Below are 5,236 nucleotides of genomic sequence, written 5' to 3' on the forward strand. Positions count from 1 at the left end.
TGGAGCCGGCGCCGCCAGCCGCGCGCTCGTCACGACGATATCCTCCGCCCGCTCCATCCGCTGCGCCATCGCCACCGGCGGCAATCCCCAGCGCGGGTGGGTGCTGGTGCCGTCCATCGGCCAGCAGCGTAAGCTGAGCGCACCGGTCGCCTGCCGCCGCAGCAACGCCCGCGCCTCCCGGTTGGGATGCCCGGCGATCACCGCGACCTTCGCATCGGCAAAGCCCGTCACGCCCCCATTGGCCAGCGTCAGCCACGCCATCAGGTCGATCCGGCCGTCCGCGCGCCGCTCCGCGACATAATTGGCCGCCCAGTCGAACCCCTGCGCCAGATAGGTCAGCTGCACGGTCGCGCGCGTAGGCCGATCGGCAGTCGCGATCACCGACAGCGTCGGGCGCGCCGACAGGTCGGCGGGGGCCTGCGGGTAAAGCATCCGTTCGGGCAGGCCGCTGCACCCCAATGCCTCATAACCCTGCGCCGTGCGCACGATCACGCCGCCCGCCGGCCCTGCGGTGATGACCGCATCCTGCTGCGTCACCTTGCCCGTGGCGCGATCGGTGCGGCGCAGCGTCACGCTGCGCTTGAGATAGGCGTCGACCAGTCCTGCGGGCGACAACAGCCGGTCGTCGCGATTTTTCTCCCGCACCCCCTGCGGCAAGCCGGACAGCACGGCCGTTTCCGGCATCAACCCTTCGGCCACGCCCTCGAACCGGATCACGCTTTCGCCCTGCGGCAGGTCGATGGTGCGGGTTTCCGTGACGAGCGCATAGCCGCGCGGCCATTGCGGGTCGATCGCGCCGCGCACGCGGCCAGGCTGGCGATAAATGGTCAGCGCCACCGTATCGGGCCGTGGCGACACCAGCGTTTGCGCCCGCGTCATCGCTGGCACCACCGCCGCTAACGCCAGCGCAAGGACAAGGATCAGCCGCCCGGCCATCATGTCGTCGCGCTCAATAGCGCGAATCGAACGTGACCAGCAGTTCGGCCGACCCATTGGCCGCCACAGGCACGCTCCATTCCATCCGCTCCGCCGACACGCGCCGTCCCTCCAGGCTCTGCTGCACCACGCGGGTGTCGCCCCACAGGCCCAGCTGCGCCAGGTCAACCGTCACCGCCTCCGGTCGCGCGTTCGTCAGCGTATAGCGCATCCGCGTTTCCCACCGGTCCGCGCCCTTGCGGGTGCGCTGCTCGACGGTCGGGCGGACCTTGACGTCGAAGGCCTCGCCCGTGCGCAACGCCATGGATGATCCCATCGGCGTATGGTCGATGCGATTCTCGCCGATGAATTGCGGGTCGCCGCGCGCGTCGCGCATATAGACGCGGATCGTCCCGGCGGGCAGTTGGTCGCCCAGGCCGCCCTGTCTTGACGTTGAAAATTTGAGCACGCTCGACGCGCTCATCGGTTCGGCGGAACTGCCCAGCCACCCGTTCACATATTCATAGGTCGCCCGCGCCGGGGTGCCCTGCACATCCAGGAAACTCACCTGCTTCTGCTGCGCGTCGGCGATCGTCGTGCGCGCGGCCAGCGGATAGAGATAATAGTCACCCAGCCGCTCGCGCGTCCCGCTTTCGGTTCCGGCGGCATCGATCGCGCCCGCGCCGGGCGCAAAGCGGCCTTGCCGGCCGCCGCCATTGGCGGGGTCGCCCGCCACCAACAGGGTGCGCGCATTGGTGAAGGTCGTGCCCGTATTGTTGGTCAGCGTCACCCATCCCTGCATGTCCATCGCCTGCTTCGCGGCGTCGAACATCGCGACATAATCGGCGGTCCAGCCCAGATTGGGCGTCAGGTAGGACAGGCGGGCGGGCACGGTCCCGGCGCGGTCCGCTTCCACCGTCACGGACAATGTCGGGCGCGCGCGCAAATTGGGCGGCACCCGGTCGAACACCACCCGCACCGGCAGGCCGTCGTCGCGCAGCACTTCGATCCGGCTGCCGATCTGGAGCACGATGCCGCCATTGGCCGCCAGTACCTTCGCCCGTTCCCGCGTTTCCGCCCCGGTCGCGACATTGGTGCGCACCAGCGTCACCTCCTGCCCCACCGCCTTGTCCATCAGCTTGTCGGGCGACAGCAGGTCGAAATCGAAATTCTGCTCGACGATGGACAGGCCCGGCCCCGACAGATTCACCGTTTCGGGCCGGATGCGCGCCGATACATCCGGAAATTCAATGCGGTTGCGGCCCTGCGTGACCGGCAGTCGCCGTTCATCCTGCACCAGCGACTGGCCGCCATTATAGATAGTGACGGCAATATCCCCCTGCGCGCTGGCGCCCACCGGGTCGCTTGCGACCTGCGCATGGGCGCTTGCCGACATCAGGGCCAGCAGCAACGGGACGGGCAGGCGCGCAGCGATCATCTCTCTCTCCAGTCTTTGCGTCCGCCTTGTGCCGGATCGCGCGCGACTTGGAAAGCGGGCAGCAAAAAGGGGACGATGCGCGCTCGCATCGTCCCCCGATGTCGCCGCCAAATAGCGGGCGATGCTGTTATTCAGCGGCCTCGGCCGCCTTCGCGCGCGGCCGGCGCGTGCGCTTCTTGGGTGCGTCTTCGGCTGGCGCGTCTTCATCATTGTCCGCCCGCGCGATCGAGGGCGGCAGGATCGTGGCGTCCATCCCATGCGCATCATCGGCGGCCTTGGCGGCATCGACCTTGCGCGGACGGCCGCGACGCGGCTTTGGCGCTTCGGTTTCAGCGGCAGGAGCCGCAGCGGGCGCGGCCTGCGCAGCCTCGCTCATCGCGTCGGCGGGGGTGCCGGCCGGGCCTTCGACGCCGCGTTCCATCCGGGTCGATGCATCGACGTCACCGCCCTGCTGATCGCGGCGGGTGCGGTCGCGCCGGTTGCCGCGCGCTTCGCGCTCGTCATCCTGCCGACCGTCCTGGTCTCTGGCCTGATCCCTGCCCTGATTGCGCGATTGATCGCGGCCCTGATCCCGCGCCTGGCCCCGGCCCTGATCGCGCGATCCGCGCTCGGACTGGTCGGCGCGTCCATCGTCGCTGCCATAATCGGCGCTGTCGAATTCATCGCCGTCTTCGCTATAGTCATCGTCATTGCGACGATAACGCTGCTGCTGTTCTTCCTGGCGGGCGCGATTGTCGGCCAGCACGCGGAAATAATGGTCGGCGAACTGCAAATAATATTCGGCATTCACGCGGTCGCCGGCCATCTGCGCATCGCGGGCCATATTCTTGTATTTCTCAAGAAGCTGGGCCGCATTGCCGCGCGCGCGGTTGTCGATGCGGTTGCCATTGTCGCCGCCGCCCCGGTTGCCACCATTGGGTCGACCGTTATTGTTCCGGCCGCGATTGCGACGGCCGGATTGCCGGTTGTTGATCAAGACATGGTCCTTGCGTTCGCTATGTCAAAACTCACTGAAGACACTGTTCAGTCGCCATCCCCAAGCACGGCCATCCACTGGCCGAATATGGCTCCGCCGGGCCTGGCCGGATGATCCGGGCCAATTGCCTGGCCGCCACCGGCGCTAGCGCAGCGAACGCCGTCATGACTTTAAGGAGCGTAAAAAACGGCCTTTTCTGTCCATGGCCATAGTAGCCAGATCACGAGATGGAGCCGTTCCTAAACCCGATGTAGTGGCTTTCCCGGCATAAACCAAGCGATTTTCGTTTTCCTGCGCGTAAATCGCCCATTGCCCATCATGTCCGCGTGGCGATGACGCAGCGATCAAGCCCCGCCAAGTCGCGGCGGATCGCGACGTTCAACCCCTGCGCCACCAGCAGCGCGCCGACGCTGTCGCCCTGCCTGTGACCAATCTCGATCGCCGCCATGCCGCCCGGCGCGATCAGGCGTGGCAGGTCGGGCGCGATGCGGCGATAATCGTCCAGCCCGTCCGCCCCTGCAAACAGCGCACTGACCGGTTCGCGCAGCACATCGCCGCTCAGCGGCTCATCCACGCCAATATAGGGCGGGTTGATGAGCAGCAGGTCGAACACCCCCTCCACCCCCGTCGCCCAGTCGCCAATACGAAAGTCAGCCCGCGCCCCTAAGTCCAGCCGCGCCGCATTGCCCCGCGCCACCAACAGCGCGCCCGCCGACGCGTCGATCCCCAGCCCGCGCGCCTGCGGCCATTGCGCCAGCGCCGCGAGCAACAGCGCGCCAGACCCGGTACCCAGGTCCAGCACCGTCTGCGGACCCTGCGCCCCGAAATAGTCGACCGCCGCCTCGATCAGCGTCTCGCTGTCCGGGCGCGGGATCAGCGTGTCGGGCGTCACAGCCAACGTGATCGTCCAGAAATCGCGCGTGCCGATGATATGCGCGACCGGCTCTCCGGCCGCCCGCCGCGCGATCAGCGCCGCGAAATCGGACGGCGCGCTCAGGTCACGCTGCCGCATCAGCATGTCACCACGCGACAGGCCCAGCGCATGCGCCATCAGCAATTCCGCGTCCAGCCGCGCCGTGTCGCTGGAACCGGCAAGACTGTCGGTGGCGGCGCGAAGCGCGTCCGAGATGCTCCCGCTCGTCAGGCATAGGGGGGAAGACCCCGTCAACTCACCCCGTCCAGCTGCGCCAGCCGCGCCGCTTCATCCTCGGCCGTCAGCGCGTCGATCACTTCGGAAAGGCCCGGCCCTTCCAATATTTCGGGCAGCCGATGCAGCGTCAGGTTGATGCGATGGTCGGTGACGCGCCCCTGCGGGAAATTATAGGTGCGGATGCGTTCGGACCGGTCGCCCGATCCCACCATCGCCTTGCGCGCTCCCGCCTGCTCATTCTGCGTGCGTTCGCGCTCGGCTTCGTACAGGCGCGCGCGCAGAACCTGCATCGCCTTCGCCTTGTTCTTGTGCTGCGACCGTTCATCCTGCTGCGTCACTACGATGCCGGTCGGCACATGGGTGATGCGCACCGCCGAATCGGTGGTGTTCACATGCTGCCCGCCCGCGCCCGATGCGCGATAAATGTCGATCTTGAGGTCCGCGTCGGCGATTTGCACGTCCACCTCTTCGGGTTCGGGCAGCACGGCGACGGTCGCGGCGCTGGTGTGGATGCGCCCGCCGCTTTCCGTCACCGGCACACGCTGCACCCGGTGCACCCCGCTCTCGAACTTCAATTTCGCAAAGACGCCCGCGCCATTGATGCTGGCAACCACTTCCTTGAAGCCGCCCTGTTCGGACGCATTGGCCGACAGCATCTCCATCTTCCATCCCTGCGTATCGGCATAGCGCTGATACATGCGGAACAGGTCGCCCGCGAACAGGGCCGCCTCGTCCCCGCCGGTGCCGGCGCGGATTT

At 67.4% G+C, this 5,236-nt stretch carries 4 protein-coding genes and 1 pseudogene; all 5 read right to left on the bottom strand.

What is annotated here, in order from left to right:
- Window positions 1–939: pseudogene (locus tag B2V90_RS18995) on the bottom strand (hypothetical protein); the annotation flags it as partial.
- A gap of 10 nt (window positions 940–949) precedes the next feature.
- Window positions 950–2,353, bottom strand: coding sequence for a DUF4139 domain-containing protein (locus B2V90_RS19000; protein ID WP_228221523.1), 1,404 nt, complete (start codon window positions 2,351–2,353; stop codon window positions 950–952).
- A gap of 127 nt (window positions 2,354–2,480) precedes the next feature.
- On the bottom strand, window positions 2,481–3,329 hold the full coding sequence (locus tag B2V90_RS19005) for a DUF4167 domain-containing protein (RefSeq protein WP_228221521.1): 849 nt from the start codon (window positions 3,327–3,329) through the stop codon (window positions 2,481–2,483).
- A gap of 316 nt (window positions 3,330–3,645) precedes the next feature.
- Window positions 3,646–4,497, bottom strand: coding sequence for a peptide chain release factor N(5)-glutamine methyltransferase (gene prmC / locus B2V90_RS19010; RefSeq protein ID WP_414711623.1), 852 nt, complete (start codon window positions 4,495–4,497; stop codon window positions 3,646–3,648).
- The coding region (prfA, locus tag B2V90_RS19015) for a peptide chain release factor 1 (protein WP_293922806.1) at window positions 4,494–5,236 on the bottom strand (743 nt) is incomplete at its 5' end. The genes prmC and prfA, both read right to left, overlap by 4 nt.

It is taken from the genome of Sphingobium sp. UBA5915 (assembly GCF_002431195.1).
Classification (GTDB): Bacteria; Pseudomonadota; Alphaproteobacteria; order Sphingomonadales; family Sphingomonadaceae; genus Sphingobium; species Sphingobium soli.

Bases quoted from the DNA above. Each gene is read 5' to 3' on its own strand.
- B2V90_RS19000 (WP_228221523.1), bottom strand. From the start codon at position 2,353: ATGATCGCTGCGCGCCTGCCCGTCCCGTTGCTGCTGGCCCTGATGTCG.